Origin of the sequence: Thiomicrospira sp. WB1, from assembly GCF_001507535.1 — a bacterium.
Taxonomy (GTDB): domain Bacteria; phylum Pseudomonadota; class Gammaproteobacteria; order Thiomicrospirales; family Thiomicrospiraceae; genus Hydrogenovibrio.
Window position 1 is genome coordinate 501,481 of the sequence record NZ_LQBN01000001.1, and the last position, 19,540, is coordinate 521,020.

At 57.0% G+C, this 19,540-nt stretch carries 16 protein-coding genes; 12 read left to right on the top strand and 4 right to left on the bottom strand.

Translation table 11 applies throughout. The annotated features are described in order from the left end of the window. Window positions 1–150: 150 nt before the first annotated feature. The 10 genes from rpsT (at window position 151) to AVO41_RS02330 (ending at window position 12,772) form a co-directional block, all read left to right on the top strand. The gene (gene rpsT, locus AVO41_RS02285) at window positions 151–414 is read left to right on the top strand and encodes a 30S ribosomal protein S20 (RefSeq protein ID WP_068581953.1); all 264 of its coding nucleotides are present in this window, start codon (window positions 151–153) and stop codon (window positions 412–414) included. 115 nt (window positions 415–529) lie between these two features. Continuing rightward, window positions 530–2,071: a murein biosynthesis integral membrane protein MurJ gene (gene murJ / locus AVO41_RS02290; RefSeq protein ID WP_082676439.1), complete on the top strand. Its 1,542-nt coding sequence runs from the start codon at window positions 530–532 to the stop codon at window positions 2,069–2,071. 55 nt (window positions 2,072–2,126) lie between these two features. Next, window positions 2,127–3,077: a bifunctional riboflavin kinase/FAD synthetase gene (ribF, locus tag AVO41_RS02295; protein ID WP_068581959.1), complete on the top strand. Its 951-nt coding sequence runs from the start codon at window positions 2,127–2,129 to the stop codon at window positions 3,075–3,077. Window positions 3,078–3,186: 109 nt separating this feature from the next. After that, window positions 3,187–6,018, top strand: a complete 2,832-nt coding sequence (gene ileS / locus AVO41_RS02300) for an isoleucine--tRNA ligase (RefSeq protein ID WP_068581961.1) — start codon at window positions 3,187–3,189, stop codon at window positions 6,016–6,018. 25 nt (window positions 6,019–6,043) lie between these two features. Beyond that, on the top strand, window positions 6,044–6,646 hold the full coding sequence (locus AVO41_RS02305; RefSeq protein ID WP_160326777.1) for a hypothetical protein: 603 nt from the start codon (window positions 6,044–6,046) through the stop codon (window positions 6,644–6,646). Beyond that, on the top strand, window positions 6,643–7,680 hold the full coding sequence (gene holA / locus AVO41_RS02310) for a DNA polymerase III subunit delta (RefSeq protein WP_068581965.1): 1,038 nt from the start codon (window positions 6,643–6,645) through the stop codon (window positions 7,678–7,680). Before AVO41_RS02305 ends, holA begins: the two co-directional genes overlap by 4 nt. Window positions 7,681–7,687: 7 nt before the next feature. Beyond that, the gene (locus AVO41_RS02315; protein ID WP_068581967.1) at window positions 7,688–8,959 is read left to right on the top strand and encodes a glutamate-5-semialdehyde dehydrogenase; all 1,272 of its coding nucleotides are present in this window, start codon (window positions 7,688–7,690) and stop codon (window positions 8,957–8,959) included. Between the two features lie 271 nt (window positions 8,960–9,230). Next, window positions 9,231–9,683 (top strand): DUF302 domain-containing protein, encoded by a 453-nt coding sequence (locus tag AVO41_RS02320; protein WP_068581975.1) that lies wholly within the window; start codon window positions 9,231–9,233, stop codon window positions 9,681–9,683. Window positions 9,684–9,744: 61 nt separating this feature from the next. After that, on the top strand, window positions 9,745–10,719 hold the full coding sequence (locus AVO41_RS02325) for an ABC transporter substrate-binding protein (protein ID WP_068581977.1): 975 nt from the start codon (window positions 9,745–9,747) through the stop codon (window positions 10,717–10,719). Then, the gene (locus AVO41_RS02330) at window positions 10,697–12,772 is read left to right on the top strand and encodes a bifunctional diguanylate cyclase/phosphodiesterase (protein WP_068581978.1); all 2,076 of its coding nucleotides are present in this window, start codon (window positions 10,697–10,699) and stop codon (window positions 12,770–12,772) included. The genes AVO41_RS02325 and AVO41_RS02330 overlap by 23 nt, the downstream gene beginning before the upstream one ends. Before the next feature lie 9 nt (window positions 12,773–12,781). On the opposite strand, the gene AVO41_RS02335 is transcribed toward AVO41_RS02330, so the two are convergent. Together AVO41_RS02335 and AVO41_RS02340 are read right to left on the bottom strand one after the other, a co-directional pair. Continuing rightward, on the bottom strand, window positions 12,782–13,552 hold the full coding sequence (locus AVO41_RS02335; protein ID WP_068581984.1) for a DUF4395 family protein: 771 nt from the start codon (window positions 13,550–13,552) through the stop codon (window positions 12,782–12,784). A 137-nt stretch (window positions 13,553–13,689) separates the two neighbouring features. After that, on the bottom strand, window positions 13,690–14,382 hold the full coding sequence (locus tag AVO41_RS02340) for a YoaK family protein (RefSeq protein ID WP_235584632.1): 693 nt from the start codon (window positions 14,380–14,382) through the stop codon (window positions 13,690–13,692). 55 nt (window positions 14,383–14,437) lie between these two features. Between AVO41_RS02340 and AVO41_RS02345 the strand changes: the two genes are divergently transcribed. Next, on the top strand, window positions 14,438–15,079 hold the full coding sequence (locus AVO41_RS02345) for a LysE family translocator (protein ID WP_068581987.1): 642 nt from the start codon (window positions 14,438–14,440) through the stop codon (window positions 15,077–15,079). A gap of 9 nt (window positions 15,080–15,088) precedes the next feature. Here AVO41_RS02345 and AVO41_RS02350 read toward each other — a convergent pair whose 3' ends face one another. Beyond that, a complete protein-coding gene (locus tag AVO41_RS02350; protein ID WP_068581990.1) occupies window positions 15,089–15,916 on the bottom strand; it encodes a class I SAM-dependent methyltransferase in 828 nt (275 codons plus the stop codon). A 2-nt stretch (window positions 15,917–15,918) separates the two neighbouring features. Then, window positions 15,919–17,145 carry a tryptophan synthase subunit beta gene (gene trpB / locus AVO41_RS02355; RefSeq protein WP_068581992.1) on the bottom strand — a complete coding sequence of 409 codons (1,227 nt, stop codon included), beginning with the start codon at window positions 17,143–17,145 and terminating at the stop codon, window positions 15,919–15,921. Between the two features lie 97 nt (window positions 17,146–17,242). Between trpB and AVO41_RS02360 the strand changes: the two genes are divergently transcribed. Then, on the top strand, window positions 17,243–19,528 hold the full coding sequence (locus tag AVO41_RS02360) for a primosomal protein N' (protein WP_235584633.1): 2,286 nt from the start codon (window positions 17,243–17,245) through the stop codon (window positions 19,526–19,528). The last annotated feature ends 12 nt before the right edge of the window (window positions 19,529–19,540 follow it).

Sequence of the window (19,540 nt, forward strand, 5' to 3'; positions counted from 1 at the left end):
TTTGACTTTGCGCTGAAAAGAATGGATAATTCGCCAATCCTTTCAAACAGTTATCGTGACCGAATGAAAGATTTAGCCCTTTCGATTCGGTTTGCGTTCGGTGCGTACCGATTTTAAGTTTTTGAAAATAAAGAATTTTGGAGTAGTAACATGGCAAATTCAAAACAAGCCGCTAAACGTGCACGTCAGGCGGAGAAACACCGCCAGCACAACGCCAGCATGCGTGCCGCAATGCGTACCACCATCAAAAAAGTGGACGCGGCCATTCAGGCGGGTGACAAAGACGCAGCCACTGCGGCATTCAAAGTGGCACAGTCCAGCATCGATAACCTTTCCAACAAAGGTTTGATGCCAAAGAACAAAGCGGCGCGTGACAAGAGCCGTTTGAACGCGCGCGTCAAAGCAATGGCCTGATATCGGTCAGCGATCAATGTTTTCGTTCCAAAAGCCGGGCACTGCCCGGTTTTTTTGTGTCAGAAAAACCGGTGATACGGGTAAAATGTCTGACAGATTGCAATGAGGAGTGAGCGTGACCAGAATTCTTAAAGCCACCGCCACCGTCGGGGGAATGACCATGATTTCCCGCGTGCTGGGCTTTGTGCGCGACATGGTGATCGCGCGGTTGTTTGGCGCCACGGCCGGGGCGGATGCGTTTTTTGTGGCGTTTAAGATTCCCAATTTTTTTCGCCGCTTGTTTGCCGAAGGGGCGTTTTCTCAAGCTTTTGTGCCGGTGCTGGCCGACACCAAAGAAAACCGGGGCAAAGCGGCGGTCAAAGCGTTGGTGGATGCGTTGTTTTTGCGCTTGGGCGGGGTGTTGTTGCTGCTGACCGCGTTCGGGGTATTCGGTTCCGGGCTGTGGATGCTGGTGTTTGCGCCGGGGTTTGCGGATGACCCTGAAAAGTTCGCGCTGGCCACGGATATGCTCGCCATTACGTTTCCTTATCTGCTGCTGATTTCATTGGTGGCGTTTTCTTCGGCGATTATGAATACCTACAACCAGTTTGCGGTGCCGGCGTTTACGCCGGTTTGGCTGAACGCAGTCTTGATCGGGTTTGCGATTTGGGTGTCGCCTTATCTTGAGGTGCCGGTGATGGCCCTGGCCTGGGGGGTGCTGGCCGCCGGGGTGCTGCAACTGCTATTTCATGTGCCGTTTCTGATCCGTCTGGGGCTGCTGCCGCGCCCACGTGCCAAGTCGGATCCAGGGGTGAGCGAAGTCAAACGTTTGATGCTGCCGGCGCTGTTTGGGGTATCGGTGGCACAGATTAATTTGTTGGTGGACACCATTCTAGCCTCGTTTCTGGTGACCGGTTCGGTGTCCTGGCTGTATTACTCGGATCGGTTGATGGAATTTCCGCTGGGTGTGTTCGGGGTGGCGCTGGCAACCGTGGTGCTGCCCGGCTTGTCGAAAAAAGCGGCCAATGCGGATTGGGTCGGCTTTCAGCAAGATCTGGATTTTGCCCTGCGCCTGGTCTTTTTGATTGGGGTGCCTGCGATGCTGGGCTTGCTGTTGTTGGCCGAACCGATGGTGACCACGCTGTTTTATTACGGTGCGTTCACGCAACAGGACGTGAGCATGGCCGGGGCCAGTCTGATGGCCTACTCATTGGGTCTGGTTGGGTTTATCCTGGTCAAGGTGCTGGCGCCGGCGTTTTATGCACGCAAAGACATGAAGACCCCGGTGCGCATTGCGGTGGTCGCATTACTGGCCAATGTGGTATTGAACCTGGCGTTGATCGGCCCGCTGGCGCATGTGGGGCTGGCGCTGGCCACCAGTTTGTCGGCGTTTGTCAACGCGGGACTCTTGGCGTGGTTTCTGTGGCAAAGGCAAGTGTACCGGCCTCTGGCAGGTTGGCGAAAACTGGTGATGCAAGGGGGGCTTGCCAACCTGACCTGGGTGGCGATGATCCTCTATTGGGCGCCGGACTCGGATCAATGGCTGATGATGTCGGGTTGGGAGCGTGTCGGTCTGTTGAGTCTGATGGTGGTGGCGGTTTTGGGCGTGTATGCATTGGTTTTGACGGCGACAGGCTTTCGCTGGCGCGGTTTTCTGCGCACAACCCCTGCTGAGTGAGGGGGTATTTGCGTTATAATGCGTTCAGTTTTTTTATTGTTTGTTCTGGAGCCTTATGCAGCTGATTTTGGGCCGCCACAATCTGACTTGTCCGCCCCCTGAATTGCAACAGGCTCTGGCTGATGGGTCGGTGGTGACCATTGGCAATTTTGATGGCATCCATCTGGGGCATCAGGCGATTCTGGATCAGGTTGCGGCGCTGGCCAAATCGTCCGGGCTGCCTAGCGTGGTGATGGTATTTGAGCCATTGCCTGCGGAGTTTTTTGCGCCTGAGTCCGCTCCGGTGCGGCTGATGAACCTGCGTGAGAAGGTGCGGGCCTTTCAGCGCACCGACATTGACTATGTGCTGGTGATTCGGTTTGATGCCGCCTTTGCCGCGCTCCGTGCTCAGACGTTCGTCGACACCATTTTGCATCGTCAGTTGAATGTGCGCCATCTGGTGGTGGGCGATGATTTTCGTTTCGGCGCCGAGCGCAAAGGGGATTTTAATTTCCTGACGCTTCAAGGGCGGGCGCTGGGCTTTTCGGTGTCGGAAATGACCACCTATGAGTTGCACGGTCGTCGCGTGAGCAGCACACTGGTGCGTCAGGCGCTGGAAGACAATAACCTCACGCTGGCCCGCGAGCTGTTGGGCGGGGCGTTTTGTTTTCATGGCCGGGTGATCCACGGCAAAAAGCTGGGGCGGCAACTGGGCTTTCGTACCCTCAACCTGAACCCCAAGCGCATGCGCATGCCGTTGATCGGCGTTTACACCGTTTATGTGCATGGGTTGAGCAATGGACCGCAACCGGGCATTGCCAACATTGGCATTCGGCCCACGGTCAAGGGCGAGCGCCCGTCAATTGAGGTGCACCTGTTTGACTGGGATCGTGACGTTTATGGCGCGCACGTGCGGGTGGAAATCGACCAGTTTGTCCGTGCCGAACAGGCGTTTGCGTCCTTGGATGCCCTCAAACAGCAAATTACCCAGGATGTCGCGCGGGCACGACGCCTGTTGGCGTTGTAAGGCCCACCCGATTTCAGGCCCCATATTCGGCGCAGTATTTACTATCGGCGGGGGGTCTGTCAAAATAACCGTTTTCCCTCAACCGACTGTCAATTGAGATCTCAGACGCATGACTAAAGATTACAAACCCACCCTGAACCTGCCTAAAACCGACTTTCCCATGCGTGGCAACCTGCCGAACCGTGAACCCGAACGGGTTAAGCAATGGCAGAGTCAAAATCTCTATGAACGCATCCGCAAAGCCAAATCCGGTTGCCCCAAGTTTGTGTTGCATGACGGGCCGCCGTATGCCAATGGCGACATTCATATCGGGCATGCGGTCAACAAAGTGCTTAAGGACATGATCGTCAAAGCCAAAGGCTTGAGCGGGTTTGATGCGCCCTATGTCCCGGGCTGGGATTGTCACGGTCTGCCGATTGAACTCAATGTGGAAAAGAAACACGGCAAGGTGGGTCAAAAAATTCAGGCACGGGAATTTCGCCAGGCCTGCCGCGATTACGCGCAGAAACAGGTCGACAAGCAAATGGCCGATTTTCAGCGTCTGGGCGTGACCGGAGACTGGGAAAACCCTTATCTGACTAAGGATTTCAAGTTTGAAGCCGACGAAATCCGGGCACTGGCCAAGATGATCGAAAACGGGCATCTGGAAAAAGGCACCAAGCCGGTTTACTGGAGTGTTGGCGGCCATTCGGCGCTGGCTGAAGCCGAGGTGGAATACGAAATGAAGCGTTCGCATGCGATTGATGTGCGCTTTGCGGTGCAGGACGAGGACGCCTTTTTCAAACGCTGTCACCACATTGAAGACCACAAAGGCGAAGGCCCTTTGTCGGTGGTGATCTGGACCACCACGCCCTGGACCCTGCCTGCCAACCAGGCGGTGGCCATCCATCCGGAACTGGAATACGCCATGGTGCAGGTGGACGGTGAAAACGGCCCGGAGCGGTTGTTTGTGGCCGAAGCGCTGGTCAAAGACACGATGGATCGGTGGGGCTTTGACCAATACCGCGTGCTGGCTTATGGACGCGGCGATCAGTTTGAATTCATTCGCCTTCGCCATCCGTTTTATGCGCGCACGGTGCCGTTGATTCTGGGGGATCATGTGACCACGGATGCCGGGACTGGCTGTGTGCACACGGCACCGGCACACGGTCAGGAAGATTTCGAGGTGGGAAAACAGTATGACTTGCCGGTGGACTGTCCGGTGGACGGTCGTGGCAATTACGTGCCCGGGACTGAAATTTTCGAAGGCGAAAACGTGCTCAAGGTGGATGACCATGTGATCGAGGTGTTGCAGCAACATCAGGCACTGGTGCATCACGAAGCGATTGAGCACAGCTACCCACACTGCTGGCGCACCAAAACTCCGTTGATTTTCCGTGCGACCCCGCAATGGTTCATTTCCATGGACAAAGGCGGGTTGCGTGACAAGGCGATGCAGGCCATCCCATCCGTGCAGTGGGTGCCCGACTGGGGGCAGGCGCGGATCGAAGGCATGCTGGAATCCCGACCGGACTGGTGTATTTCCCGTCAGCGTTTTTGGGGCGTGCCCATTCCGATTTTTGTGCACACTGCCACCGGCGAGATGCACCCGGACACCCTTGAGTTGATGGAGCAGATTGCCCAGCGGGTAGAAAAGCATTCCATCGATGCCTGGTATGAGCTGGACCTCAAAGAAGTGCTGGGGGAGGAAGCGGATCAGTACGAGCCGGTGACCGACATTCTCGATGTCTGGTTTGATTCCGGCGTCACCCATCAGGCAGTGCTGAAAGAGCGCGAAGCGCTGACTTTTCCGGCGGACTTGTATCTGGAAGGCTCGGATCAGCACCGTGGCTGGTTCCAGTCGTCGCTACTGACGGCGCTGGCCACCGACGGCCAGGCGCCCTATAAGCAGGTGCTGACCCATGGCTTCACCGTGGATAAGGACGGCAAGAAAATGTCCAAGTCCAAAGGCAATGTGGTGGCCCCGCAGGACATCGCCAAAAAATACGGTGCGGACATTCTGCGTCTGTGGATTGCCGGTTCGGATTACCGTTATGAAATGACCGTGTCCGACGAAATCATTGCCCGCACCGCCGATGCCTATCGACGCATTCGCAACACGGCGCGCTTTTTACTGGCGAATTTGAATGGCTTTGATCCGGCCAAGGACGTGTTGGCTTATGACAATATGCTGCCGTTGGATCAATGGGCGGTCGGCATGGCCGATCAGGTGCAGAACACGGTGATTGAGGCCTATGACCAATATCAGTTTCACAGCATCTATCAGGCCGTCACCCATTTCTGTTCGATTGAGCTGGGCGCGTTTTATCTGGACGTGATCAAAGACCGTCAGTACACCACCCAGGCGGACAGCCAGGCGCGCCGTTCCGCACAGACCGCTTTGTATCACATCATTGAAGCGCTCACCCGTTGGATTGCGCCAATTCTGAGCTTCACCGCTGAGGAAATCTGGCAGTCGATCCCGGGCGAACGCAGTGCGTCTGTGTTTACCGAAAACTGGTACGACGGCTTGCAGCCGTTGGATGAATCCGCACCCATGAACAGCGATTACTGGGCACGCCTGATTCAGGTGCGCTCGGCCGTGGCCAAACAACTCGAAACCCTGCGCAACGACGGTCAGATCAAAAACTCACTGACGGCTGAAGTGACGCTTTATGCCGACGGCGATCTGTACCGCGATCTGACGGCGCTGGGCGATGAGTTGCGTTTTGTGCTGATCACCTCTGAAGCGTGTGTGCAGCCGCTGTCAGACAAAACGGACCCTGCTCAGGCCACGGACGTTGAGGGGCTTTGGGTGGCGCCGGTGGCGACTCAGCACCCTAAGTGCGCGCGCTGTTGGCATCACCGCGCCGATGTGGGCACCCATAACGAAGACCCGGATCTGTGTCAGCGCTGTGTGGACAATGTGCATGGGCAGGGTGAGGAACGTCGTTTTGCGTAGCCATGCCATGTGCACGGGCGCATTGATGGTCCGGTCCAAAAATGACCAGGCCTGGTGGGTTTTGAGTCGTTTTGCACCCCTTTTATTGGCGGTGTTGCTGCTGACGGGCTGTGGGTTTCAGCTCAAAGGCGTCGGCAGCGCGACCGTGACGTTTCAGAGTGCTTATGTGCAGGCCGATGGCGCGCGCGCTGACGTCACACGAGCCTTGAACAACATGCTTGAGGCATCCAGTGTCCAGCGGGTCAATCGTCTGGCCGATGCCGAGGTGGCCATCCGACTGGGCCCGACGCAGTACAAAACCACACGCACCAGTATTTCCGGCAGCGGGGACACCGGTTCCGAATTGATTACCATGACCCAACCGTTTTCGGCCGATCAGGTGATGACGGCGCAGGCGCTGGTGCAGGGCGAGGCCATCAGTTACCGCGACCGTCGGATTGAAACCGGCGGGCTGGCGGCCGCTGCGCAGGAGCTGGAGAGCTTGCGCACACAAATGGCCAACGAATTGGCCATGCAGATTCTGGATCGGGTTCAACGTGCCTATGAAGCACAACGGCCCAAGCCATTACCTTCTGAGACCCTCGCGCCAATCGGTGATGCAGCGAAGAAGGGCGGAACCACGCCATGATGACTGCACCGGCCCTGTTGAAACAGTTTAGCCAAGGCACGTTTCAGCCAGTGCCGCTGCTACTGATTTTTGGGGAAGAGCCTTTGTATCTGCGGCGGGTACAGGATGCCTGGCGGGCGACGATGCGCTCACTCGGCTATCTGCAACGCGAACGCTATGAAATGGATGCCAACGCCGCCTGCTGGCAGGATCTGCAGATGGAAACCCAGGCTGGCAGTCTGTTTTCTGAGCAGCGTCTGATTGAACTGGACTTGCCCAAAGGGTCACCCGGAAAGGATGGCGGCGCCTTTCTGCAAAAATGGTTTGAGCAGGCACCGGTGGATCCGCAGACCGGTCACCCGGAAATCTGCTTGCTGCTGCGCTGTGAAAAGCTGGACTGGCGTCAGCAGAAAGCCAAATGGTTTCAGACGATTGAGCGCCATGGCGTGGCCGCCCAATCCAAACCGATTGAAGGTCAGGCTCTGACGCGCTGGTGTGCCGACCGGGCCCGAGAGTCGGGGCTGGAAATGGAGCCGGAGGCGGCGGCCATGCTGGCCGAACGTGTGGAAGGCAACCTGCTTGCCGCCGATCAAGAGGTGGAAAAACTGGCCCTGTTTTTTGAACCGGGGCATCGTTTGAGCGTGGCCGACATTGAAACCAAAGTGGCCGATCAGGCGCATTATCAGTTGTTTGCGCTCAGCACCGCCGCCCTCAAAGGGCAAAGCGATTACGCGCTTCAGATTCTGCACCGTCTGCGCCAGGAAGGACTGGAAGCGCCGATCGTCCTGTGGTTGCTGGCCAAAGAGCTGCGCTCGCTGGCCGCATTGTCCCAGCTTCAGGCCAGCATGTCGTTGGGGCAGGCATTCAAACAAATGAAAATCTGGTCGTCGCGTCAGGCGGAATTCAAAGCGGCTCTGAGCCGTCATTCTCACCAGGCCTGGTCGGCGATGACGCAGCAGGCGCTGGCGATTGATTTGAGCATCAAAGGCCAAACATCCAAGGACCCGTGGCTGGGCCTGTCACAATTGGTGGCCCAGTTGGCGGGACGAGAGTGAGGACATTATGACCCAAAACAACACATCCGTTGAGACATTGATGCAACAGCTCGGGCAGGCCGCCCGTGAGGCATCCCGTACTTTGGTTGTGGCCGATACGGCCCAGAAAAATGCGGCGTTGGTCGCCATTGCCGAGCAGATTGAACAGCAGCGCGCACGGCTGCAGTCGGAAAACGCCAAGGATCTGGAAGCCGGTCGGGCCAACGGCCTGGATGCGGCCATGCTGGATCGTCTGACTTTGAGCGATCAGGCGTTGGACGGCATGATCACCGGCCTGCGTCAGATTGCCGCCCTCAAGGACCCGATTGGGGAAATCAGTCAGATGGCGCCCCTGCCTTCCGGCATCGAGGTGGGCAAAATGCGCGTGCCCCTGGGGGTGGTGGGCATCATTTATGAATCACGTCCCAATGTCACCATTGATGCGGCGGCCCTGTGTCTGAAGTCGGGCAACGCAGCGATTCTGCGTGGCGGGTCGGAAGCCAGTCATTCCAATCAGGCTTTGGCGCAATGCATACAGGCCGGTCTCAAAGCCGCCGATTTGCCCGAGGCGGCTGTGCAGGTGGTGCCTACTACTGACCGCGCGGCCGTGGGGGCATTGATTACGATGCCTGAGTTTGTGGACGTCATCATTCCGCGAGGCGGTAAAGGTCTGATCGAGCGCATCAGTGCCGAGGCGCGAGTGCCGGTGATCAAACATCTGGATGGTATTTGTCATGTTTACATTGATGACGCCGCTGACGCGGACAAAGCCTACCGGGTCGCACTCAATGCCAAAACCCATCGTTATGGGGTCTGCAATGCCATGGAAACGTTGTTGGTAGCCGATTCGCGGGCGCTGGAAATTTTGCCAGGCCTGGTGAAGGCATTTGTCGACAAAGGCGTGGAGCTGCGCGGCTGTGAGCGCACACGCGAAATCATCGCTGACATGCCAGCCGCCACCGACGAAGATTGGGCCACGGAATATCTGGCCCCGATCCTGTCGATCAAAGTGGTGCCCGACGCGCAAGCAGCCATGGCGCACATTGCGCGCTACAGCTCCGGGCACACGGAGGCCATCATCACCGAAAACCTGACCACGGCGCGCCGCTTTCTGGCGCAGGTCGATTCCAGCTCGGTCATGGTTAATGCCTCCACCCGCTTTGCCGATGGCTTTGAGTATGGTCTGGGCGCGGAAATCGGCATCAGCACCGACAAATTCCACGCTCGCGGCCCGGTGGGACTCGAAGGCCTGAGCTCGCAGAAATACATTGTGTTTGGCGACGGCACCATTCGTGAATAACCCCGTCTTTGAACGGTTTGCGTGTCCTTCGCCAGGCGGGGGCATGCGCTGACCGCATCCCTCTCTCTTTTTTTTGACCAGGTCTGGTCACGATGGCTTCACATTCGCCCATTTTTCGAACCTGCGTTGTCTTTCAGGCAAAAGTGGTATCTTGGTGCCAAGACGAGTATGATTTGATTCATCTGCCTGGCGTTACGTCAAAATACGTTGGCGAATCAATCAGCATGAACGGGGCCACGCTTGAACGCGGTCGCCGACCTGAGGAGTGAGCATGAAGCGTTTTTTGTTAATCAGCGTGTTGTGTGGGGTGTCTCTGCCGCTCTGGGCGATGGGAGAAGGGATGACCCGGGTGCAAAGTGCCTTTTCCGTCACGGAGACGCTCGACCGGCTGGAAGGCGTGCTGCAACGCAATGGCCTCACGGTGTTTGCCCGCATTGATCATCGCGCCGGGGCCGAGCGCGTCGATTTGTCGATCCCGGACACTCAGGTGCTGGTGTTTGGTAATCCCAGAGTCGGCACCCGGCTGATGCAGTGTGCGCCGAGCGTGGCGATTGATTTGCCGCTTAAAGCCTTGAGCTGGCAGGATCCGGCCGGTCAGGTCTGGCTGGCTTACAACACCTCGGCCTATCTCAAACAGCGCCACCGTATCAAGGGGTGCGATTCAATCCTGTCAAACATGACCCAGGGGCTGCGGACATGGGCGACCAAGGCGGTGACGCCATGACCCGGTTTGCGAAGCCGTGTTGGGCCGGGTGCCCATGCGTTGATCGAGGGAGGAGGGCGTGATGCGTCAGGTTCGAGGCTGGATCGCGGCGTGTATCACCGTGGCTTTGTCGGCCTGGTTGTTGACGGCTTGCAGCAAACCGCCTCAGGAGCTTCGCATCAGTTCTCTGCTGTGGCCCGGTTACGAACCCTTGGTTCTTGCCGAAAAATTGGGCTATTTGGATGAGGCCCCCATCCGTATCCTGGATTATCTTTCCAATACCGACGCCATCGCCGCGTTTAAAAACCACCGTTTGGAAGCCGGCGCCTTCACCCTGGACGAAACCTTGCAATTGCTGGCCGATGGCGTTGACCTGCAGGTGGTGTTGATTCTGGATACCTCGCACGGGGGGGATGTGATCCTCGCCAACCCGGACATCGCCAATGTGAAGGCGCTCAAAGGCAAGTCCGTGGCCGTCGAGCGTTCGGCGGTGGGGGCGTATCTGTTGCAGCGTGCGCTGGACTTGAACGGTTTAACGCTGGACGACATCACCGTACAGACCACTCATGCGATGGAGCAGAAACAGGCGTTTGAGGCAGGTCGGATTGACGCGGCCGTCACGTTCGATCCCTATCGCACACAGCTGCTTGAAGCCGGCAAGCATCCGGTCTTTGATTCCACTCAGATTCCCGATGAAATTCTGGATGTGCTCGTGGTGCGGCGGGATGTGATGGCGCAGTCGCCGGAACTGGTGCAAACCCTGGTGACGGCCTGGTTTAAAGCCCTGGATTATCAATCGCGCCACCCCAGGAAAGCGGCCGGTTTTGCCTTGCCACGCTATAAAGTGTCCCTGGAAACCTATATGGATTCGCTGTCGGGGTTGCGTTTCACCTCCCTGGCTCGTAACCAAGCGCTGCTGGGGCCAGACAGTCCGTTGCATGCGTTGGAACCTCGGTTAAAAGAGGCGCTCGGCAAGCTTGACCTGATTGATGAGGCCGCCCAGACAAAACCGCTGCTAAAGGGGCATTTGAACGATGCTTTTTTACCGACTCCTTAATCTGGCCAAAATGCCGGTGGCCCTGGCGTTTTTGGTGGTCATGGTGATCACCGCGCTTTTGGCGGGGGCGCTGGGCTATGGGGTGAGCTATCTGGGGCAAAAAGCCTTGCTGGTGGACACGCGTGTGGAAACCGCGCAGCAGCGCCTGGTCGAATTGCAGGGGACCGTCAACGATTTTAACCGGCGTGGCAATGTCCATGCGGTCACGCGCGAAGTGTCACGATTGACTTCCAATCGGCACCTTAAACGGGTGGCGATTGTGGGCGCAGACGGGGAAATTTATCACGCATCCAGGGCGGAAATGCGCTCGATGCCCGTGTCGCGGTTTCCTCAGATCGAATCGGTTTTGCGTCAGTTTGACATCGCTGCAGACACGCGAGTACAGGTTCATGTGTCCGAGGATGGGCAGTCGCTGATAGGGGTACTGCCTCTTGAACCTCTGTCTCAGGCGACCAGGGCCCGTCTTTTTCAAAACGCTTATCTGTATGCCGAATTTGATCTGAATGGGGATTTACAGCAGCTGCGCTATCATCATCAGAGCAGTCTGGTCTACATCGGTCTGGCGGTGTTGTTGCTGCTGAGTTTGAGTTTTACCCTTCTTTACTGGGGGATCAAACACTCGATTGAAAAAATCCTGACGGGCACGCGACGACTGGCCCAAGGCGAATACGACTACCGCATCCGTTTGAATGAACCCAATGAGTTCGGGCAGATTGCCGAGGCCATTGATCGGATGGCCGAGTCGCTGGCGGTTAATCATCGGGAATTGACCTATCTGGCGGAGCGTGATCTATTGACGGGGCTGACCAATCGCTACAAGCTGTACCAGCTGTTGGAAAAGCGCATTGAAGAAGCCCCGGAACGCCCGTTTGCGTTGCTTTTCATTGATCTGGATCGTTTTAAAATCATTAACGATACACTGGGGCACCAGAACGGCGATGCCTACCTCAAAGTGATTGCCGAGCGTTTGCAGGCCGGCTTGTCCTCACGTGACATTGTGGCTCGGTTTGGGGGCGATGAATTTCTGGTGATGCTGGATTCCGCGGATCGGGACGAAATTCATGCGACCACCAACCGATTGATCAAAGCCTTGTCTGAAAGTGTGGTGATCCGAGATCAGAAACTGTTTACCTCGTCCAGCGTCGGGATCGCACTCTATCCAAGTGATGGCGACAGCATCCATGAACTGATCAAAGCCGCCGACATTGCCATGTATCAGGTGAAGTCGGATGATTCCCTGCGTTGGAGTTATTATCACGAATCGTTTGATAACAACAGCATCAATTACCTGGCGTTTCGCACCTACATCAAACAGGCGATCGAAGCCGGGCTGGTGGTCCCGGTTTTTCAGCCTCAGGTTGACGCCCGCACGCATGAAGTGGTCGGTTACGAAGCGCTGGCACGCATGCAGGATGAGCGGGGGCAATGGATCAGCCCGGTCCAGTTTTTGCCCGTAATTGAAGAAAACGGCTGGATGGTGGAATTTTCCAACGTCATGTATACCAATGCCATGATGACGTTTGAGCAGTGGTTGTATCAGGCTCCGCTCACGGGGCGTCCGACCTTATCGCTTAATTTGGCCACCATGCAATTGAACCATAATGAGTTTTTGGAGGATCTGGATCGATTGCTCAATGCATTTCCTCAGACCGCCAAGCTGCTGGAGCTTGAAATCACCGAAGGCATTTTCATCGGTAACATCGCGACCAAACTGCCGGTGTTGCATGCGATTAAGCGTCGTGGCATTGACATTGCCATCGACGATTTCGGTACTGGCTATTCGTCCTTGGCCTACCTGAAAAAACTGCCGCTGGACCGGCTCAAAATCGACAAATCGTTTGTTCAGGACATTGGTGTGGACCTCAATGACAATGCCATCATTGAGACCATCATCGCCATGGCCTCCAAATTAGGATTGTCTGTGGTGTCAGAAGGGGTGGAAACCGAAGCGCAGTTGGCGTTTTTGCAGGCGAAAGACTGTCATATTATCCAAGGCTACCTGACCGGGCGCCCCGGGTCTTTGCCAGATTGGCCGGCCGAAAACCCCTCTTAGCGTTTCATGTCAGGGTTGGTCGGTTTTTTCGGCGAGACGCTTAACCTGATCTTTCAGCGCTTGCTGGCGTTGGCGTTTGCCAAAATCAACGTTGTTGCAGCTGTAACACTCTTCCCTGAAAATCCCGAGCTTGGCCAGAAGCCAGTGGAATTTGCAGCCCCAGCACAGACCAAATGCGGCTTCCGACAGCATAAACAACAGACACACATACACCAGGAGCGGAATCCAGTCGGGCATGAAGTTTTCGTCCGTGGGCAAAAGTGTGCTTGCGGTCACGCCGTTGACAAAGCGGGCAAAACTGTCCGGGTTGAAGAACAGCAGGCAGCTGATGATCATGACAGTGCCGATGGCCCAGGCAAAACGCTTGGGTTTGAGCGGTTCCCATTTGGGTTCGTCATGGCGGGTCAAAAACGCCGTCAGATGAATCGTGGGCGACAGGTAGGAAGTGCGAACCCACATGCCGGCCAGCATCTCAAACAAGCCGTAGAACAACACCAGCGATGGGATGGTAAAGTCGTAAACCGTGCGGTACGCCAGTACCTCGTAGAGAACATTGAAGTTTTCGGTCATCTCGAACGTTTCTTGCGGAATCTGGCCCGACCAGACCTGCCAGCTAGGACTCAGGACGGTGGTGTAGAGCACATACACCATATAGACGGGGATCATCAGCAGCAGAGTGGCGCGCATTTGCACCGCCCGGCCATTGATGAAAACCATGTCTTCTTTGGGGTCGCGAAACCAGAGCGTTTGTAGGTGATGTTTGAGATAATAACGCCACATGTTTTTTCCTCCCCCAACACGGTTGTGACTGCTTTGTAACATTTATTGTACCCCGAGGCGCAACAAAGAAAAGGGATTGTTCGCGCAAACGCGTCGGTTCCATGATTGCTGCAACATTGTGGGGCTTATTGCGAAGCCTATTGTGAAGCGCGTCTGCTCAGGTACCAGAAGTAATGCAGTCCCAGACCCAGGTTGAGAAAGGCTGGCAGGATCAGTGCGTAAAGCTCGGTGTGCGGCCAGAGTAGCAGGCCGATGAGTCCGCCTAAAATAAACCCGGTCAGAAGCGTTGCCAACAGGAGCGCTTGCCACGGGAGCCGGCGTTTGTGTTTGAAACGTTGCGCCAAAAACACACCTATGTCGGTGGCAATGCCGGTGACATGCGTGGTTCGGATCTGAAGACCTTTGTAGCTGGCCACCATGGCATTCTGCAGGCCGCAGGCCATGGCGGTGATCCAGACCGCAGCGATGGGTTCGAAAAAGCTCATCAGAGCCGCCAGGAATAAGACGCCGGCATTGGTCAATAGCGCCAAGCCATAACTTTTGTCTTCAAAATAATCCGCGTGCCCAATCAGCCAGCCTGAGACAAACGCCCCGAAAATGAACGCCAGCAGAATGCCTGTGGCTTGAATGAGGTCAAGGCCCTGCCAGGCATAAATGGAATCGCTGATGTGCGTGGCCACACCGGTCATTTGGCTGACCGGTAACCCAAAGGCCACAAAGATGACGCTGTTGATCAGTCCCGCCATGGCAGACATGGCCAGCGCAATCAGCATGACGCCGGATCTGGAATAATTGTCGTTTCGTGTGGGATAAGGCATACGATAAAGCATAGATTTTTATTAAAATAAAATCAATAATGCATAGTTTTTATTAAATGGTTCGAGTATGGATGGATATGGATTATTTTTTGTCACCACGCTCATGTTGATTATGGTGCCGGGCCCCTCAGCCATGGTGGTAGCCGCTCAGGCCGCACGCCATAGCCCGCATGATCAAGCGCATCGAGCGTTTCTGGGGGTGGTGGGCATTGCGTCGGCCGATGGTTTGTTCTTTGCGCTGTCAGCCACCGGGATCGCCTCATTGATTGTCGCCAGCGCCACGCTGTTCGGCATCATTAAGTGGTTGGGGGTCGGGTTTCTGTTATATCTGGGCTTGTCGGCTCTGCTGAGCGCCCGCGGTGCGATTCGGCTGGACGCGCAACCGGTGAGCAGAACGGCCTTGCCTTCCAGCTCAAAACTGTTTCAGCAGGGCGCGTTGATTCAACTGGCCAATCCCAAGGCGCTGATGTATTTCACTGCGCTTTTGCCGCAATTCATTGACCCCGGACAGCCTCTGGCGCTGCAGCTATTCTGGATGGGCGCGACCGTCTTTGTGGCGGACCTGATCGTTTACAGCCTGTATGGCTGGTTGGGTGCCCATTTGGCGAATCAGCGTCTTCAGGGCGGTTGGGTCACGCTGATCAACAAAGCCGCCGGCAGTCTTCTGATTTATACCGGGATCAAAATGGCATTGATTGATCGTCAGTGATCCAAGGCATTAGGGTGTCATCGCCTGGATGCTGTAAAGGTCGTAACGGGTGTTGGGGCTTTTGATGGCGGCATGCGGGGCAGGGCCCGCCAGGGGCGGGGCGCCTTTGGGGCGTTTGACCACCACCCGATGGGTCGCCGTTTGCAGGGCGGCGCTGAGCAACTGGTCGCTGTCTTGATCCGGTCCGGCGAGGCGCTGCAGAATTTGCATGCCTTTTTTGGCTGCGGCGCGTTTGTTGGTGTGCGGGTACATGGGATCGAGGTAGACCACATCAAAGGCGGCCGGGTGCGCGTGCATCCAAGCCGCCGCATCGGCTTCAATGACCCTGATACGCTGGCAGACCTCGGCCGAATCGGGTGCAACGTCTTCCAGACGGCGCACGCGCTGGAGGCCGTTGTCAATCAGGGCGGCCATCACCGGGAGCCGTTCCATCAGGGTGACCTCGCAACCGAGTTGTGCGATGACGTAACCATCATTGGCCAGTCCGGCGGTGGCATCCAGCACTCTGGGCAAGTGGCTTGGGTGTTTTCCCAGAATCGCTCGGGCCAGCGGTTGGCCTTTGCCGCCACCAAAACGCTGGCGGTGCGCTTTTTGCCCGGCGGTGAAGTCGATCCAGAAAGGTTTATCGCCTAGCAGCGGGTCATTCCGGCAGGTCAGCGCCAGGATCAGGTCCTCGCAGTGGCTGTCTGGTCCGGGCGTGAGCCAATGCAGTTGTACACCTGGGTGTGTCTCATCCAGTTGGGTTTGCAACGACTGCCATAATGACCAGGCCTGGTCACAATGGGTTTGCAACCAGGTTTGATCCAAGGCTTCTGGGGTATCAGCGCGCCGGGCCAAGATCAGGCCGGCGCTGAGGTGTCATCGGCGAGGGTTTCACCAAAGCCGAAGTGCTCGGTGACGTAATCGATGTCCTTGTCGCCACGCCCGGACAAGTTGATCAAAATGGTGCTGCCGGGGTGGTCCTGGCCGTACTTCATGGCCCAGGCCACCGCATGAGCACTTTCCAGCGCCGGGATGATGCCTTCGCTGCTGGAGAGTTTGTAAAAAGCGGCCAGGGTTTCGTCGTCGGTGACGCCCTCGTAGTTGACGCGTCCCGAGGTTTTCAGATAGGAGTGCTCGGGGCCGACGCCGGGATAGTCCAAGCCGGAGGCGATGGAGTGCACCGGCGCCGGGTTGCCTTCGTCATCGGCCAGTAACATGCATTTGAAGCCATGAATCATGCCGGGTTTGCCGTAGGTCATGGTCGCCGAATGCTGACCGATTTCGGTGCCTTTGCCCAAAGGCTCGATGCCGTTCAAGCCGACCTGCTCGTCTTCCATGAACCCGGCAAACATGCCCAGGGCATTGGAGCCGCCACCGACGCAGGCACCGACTTGATCGGGCAGCTCGCCCACCATTTCCAGAAACTGTTCGCGGGCTTCATAACCGACCACGGACTGGAAGTTGCGCACCATCATCGGGAACGGATGCGGCCCCACCACTGAGCCGATGGCAAAGATGGCGTTTTCGGTCTGCCCCAGGTAGGATTCAAAGGCCGAGTCCACGGCTTCTTTGAGGCTGCGGCCTCCGAAACTGACCGGGACGACCTGCGCGCCGAGCAGTTTCATACGGGTGACATTGGGGGCTTCCTTGGCGATGTCGATTTCGCCCATGTGGATTTCGCAATCCATGCCAAAATAAGCCGCCGCTGTGGCCAGGGCAACCCCGTGCTGACCGGCGCCGGTTTCGGCAATCAGTTTGGTTTTGCCCATGTGCTTGGCCAGCAGCGCTTCCGCCATGCAGTGATTGAGTTTGTGCGCCCCGGAATGGTTGAGGTCTTCGCGCTTGAGGTAGATGTGCGCGCCGACTTCTCGACTCAGATTGTGCGCGTAGTACACGGGCGTGGGGCGTCCCTGATAGTGTTTGCGAATGTATTTGAGTTCGTTGATGAAATCAGCGGAGCGACTCAGGCGTTGGTAGGCTTTTTCGATTTCGGCAAAATGCGGTACCAACTCGGGCGGCAGAAAGGCGCCACCAAATTCTCCGAAATAGCCTTCCTGATTGGGATACGTTTTTAAATAACTCATCTTCGCTCCTGTGCTTGTTTTTGCCGATGACATTGGCGCTATTTTAATGGAAAATGCTCGCTATGGATATCAACCGTCATCGACAAACGAAACGCGTGTGTTCGGATTTCACCAGGCCTGGTCAAAAATGATGCCTACCATTGTCAAAGTGGCGGTGCCCGGGCCGTTTTTAAGCCCCATGGATTATGACTGGCCTGCTGATACGGCGAGTAATGCCGTGCAGCCGGGCATGCGGGTGCGGGTGCCGTTTCGCAATCGCACTCAGGTCGGGCTGGTGATGGCGCTGACCGAGCACAGCGATGTGCCCGCGCACAAACGCAAAGCGGTCGTGAGCGTGTTGGATGAGGCCCCGATTTTGTCGGATCTGGACCGGCGTTTCTGGCAATGGTTGAGCCGTTATTACCATCAGCCCATCGGCGAGGTGGTGGCCACGGCCTTGCCCAAACGTCTGCGCCAGGGCGAGCCAGCCATCGCACCCGGTGAGCCTGCCTGGCGACTGTCTGAAACAGGGCGTTCGGCAGAAAGCAAAATCCCGCAACGCGCCCATCAACAACGCGCATTGTGGCAGGCATTGCTGCACGCCGGCGATACTCCTGTGCCTCAGCAGACGTTGAATGCGCAATTGACGCAGTGGCGACCAGCGCTCAAACGCTTTCAGGAGAAGGGTTGGGTCACGGCCCACTCGATGTCCTGCGCGTTAGCGCGCGCTGTTTCAGCTGAGTCGGCGTCTCAAAAGGCCCCAAATCCGGTGTTGAGTGCAGAGCAGCAGGCAGCGGTGGACGCCGTGTCCGGTTGTGACGGGTTCGGCGCATTTTTGTTGGATGGGATCACCGGCAGCGGCAAAACCGAAGCCTATCTGGGCATGATTGAAACCGTGATCGAGCGAGGTCAGCAGGCGTTGGTGCTGGTACCGGAAATCGGCCTCACCCCGCAAACCGTGGCGCGTTTTGAAGCGTATCTGGGTCAACCGGTGGCAGTGATGCATTCGGGGCTGAATGACACCGAGCGACACTGTGCCTGGTCCGCTATTCGCCAGGGCGAGGTGTCTGTGCTGTTGGGCACGCGTTCGGCGCTGTTTACCCCGTTTGCCAACCTGGGGTTATGCGTGCTGGACGAAGAGCACGACCTGTCATTCAAACAGCAGGATGGGGTGCGGTATTCAGCACGCGATGCACTGGTTCGCCGCGCTCAGTTTGAGCAGGTGCCTGTGGTGCTGGGCTCGGCCACGCCTTCGCTGGAAAGCCTGCGCAATGCCTCCCTGGGGCGTTATCAGGCCTTGCATCTGACTCAACGCGCCGCCGGGGCGCAACTGCCGGAATTGAAATTGCTGGATGTGCGCGGTCAGCCGGAGATTGCGGGCGTCAGTGAGGCTTTGTTGACCGCGATGGCCGTGCATTTAAGTCAAGGGCATCAGGTGCTGCTGTTTCTGAACCGGCGCGGTTATGCGCCCGTGTTGATGTGTCATGATTGTGGCTGGCAGGCTCACTGCGCCGATTGCGATGCCAATCTGACCTGGCACGCCGCCAGTCGGATGCTCAAATGCCATCATTGCAATGCTCAGGCTGCGGCGCCCTCGGTCTGTCCCCAGTGTGGCGGCACGCATTTCATGCCGGTGGGTCAGGGCACGGAGCAACTGGAGGGGGCGATGCGAGAACGCTTTCCCGATAAGCGTCTGCTGCGGATTGATCGCGATACCACTCGACAGAAAGGGCAGATGGCGGCCCTGACCGATCAGGCTCGGTCCGGTGAGGCCGACATTCTGATTGGCACCCAGATGCTGGCCAAAGGTCATCATTTCCCCAAGGTCACTCTGGTGGGCATGATTGATCTGGATCAGGGGTTGTTCAGTTGCGATTATCGGGCGGCCGAGCGCATGGCACAGCTGGTCATTCAGGTTGCCGGACGGGCCGGGCGAGGTGAACAGGCTGGCGAGGTGCTGATTCAGACCCATCATCCGCAACATCCGTTGTTGACCCGATTGGTCGAGCAAGGCTATGGTGCCTTTGCGCAATCGGCGCTTCAGGAGCGTGAGGCCGCGCGTTTGCCACCGTTTTCGTATCAAGTGATGATTCGCGCCGAGTCGGTGGAGGCGGGGGCTGCCGAGGCGTTTTTAAAGGCGGTTAAAAACGGTTTGAACTCTGCTAGAATGCAAAAAGGAGCGGCGGCGTTTGAGGCGACTCAACCCTCTCTGACGGTGGCCGGTCCGGTGGTGGCGCCCATGATGCGACGACAGAAACGCTGGCGTTTTCAGCTGTTGCTTCAGGGGACGCACCGTGGTCACCTGCACAACTGGCTGGCTCAGATTGAGTCCCAATGTTATGCCCACCCACTGGCGCGCAAAGTGCGCTGGTCAATTGATGTGGACCCGCAGGAAATGGTTTGATTCCCAAACCCT

Excerpts from the sequence above, each read along its gene's own strand:
- AVO41_RS02325 (WP_068581977.1), top strand. The coding sequence starts at position 9,745 with ATGCGTCAGGTTCGAGGCTGGATCGCGGCGTGTATCACCGTGGCTTTG.
- AVO41_RS02345 (WP_068581987.1), top strand. The coding sequence starts at position 14,438 with ATGGATGGATATGGATTATTTTTTGTCACCACGCTCATGTTGATTATG.
- ribF (WP_068581959.1), top strand. The coding sequence starts at position 2,127 with ATGCAGCTGATTTTGGGCCGCCACAATCTGACTTGTCCGCCCCCTGAA.
- ileS (WP_068581961.1), top strand. The coding sequence starts at position 3,187 with ATGACTAAAGATTACAAACCCACCCTGAACCTGCCTAAAACCGACTTT.
- AVO41_RS02340 (WP_235584632.1), bottom strand. The coding sequence starts at position 14,382 with ATGCTTTATCGTATGCCTTATCCCACACGAAACGACAATTATTCCAGA.
- AVO41_RS02320 (WP_068581975.1), top strand. The coding sequence starts at position 9,231 with ATGAAGCGTTTTTTGTTAATCAGCGTGTTGTGTGGGGTGTCTCTGCCG.
- rpsT (WP_068581953.1), top strand. The coding sequence starts at position 151 with ATGGCAAATTCAAAACAAGCCGCTAAACGTGCACGTCAGGCGGAGAAA.
- AVO41_RS02335 (WP_068581984.1), bottom strand. The coding sequence starts at position 13,552 with ATGTGGCGTTATTATCTCAAACATCACCTACAAACGCTCTGGTTTCGC.
- AVO41_RS02330 (WP_068581978.1), top strand. The coding sequence starts at position 10,697 with ATGCTTTTTTACCGACTCCTTAATCTGGCCAAAATGCCGGTGGCCCTG.
- trpB (WP_068581992.1), bottom strand. The coding sequence starts at position 17,145 with ATGAGTTATTTAAAAACGTATCCCAATCAGGAAGGCTATTTCGGAGAA.
- AVO41_RS02315 (WP_068581967.1), top strand. The coding sequence starts at position 7,688 with ATGACCCAAAACAACACATCCGTTGAGACATTGATGCAACAGCTCGGG.
- AVO41_RS02305 (WP_160326777.1), top strand. The coding sequence starts at position 6,044 with ATGGTCCGGTCCAAAAATGACCAGGCCTGGTGGGTTTTGAGTCGTTTT.
- holA (WP_068581965.1), top strand. The coding sequence starts at position 6,643 with ATGATGACTGCACCGGCCCTGTTGAAACAGTTTAGCCAAGGCACGTTT.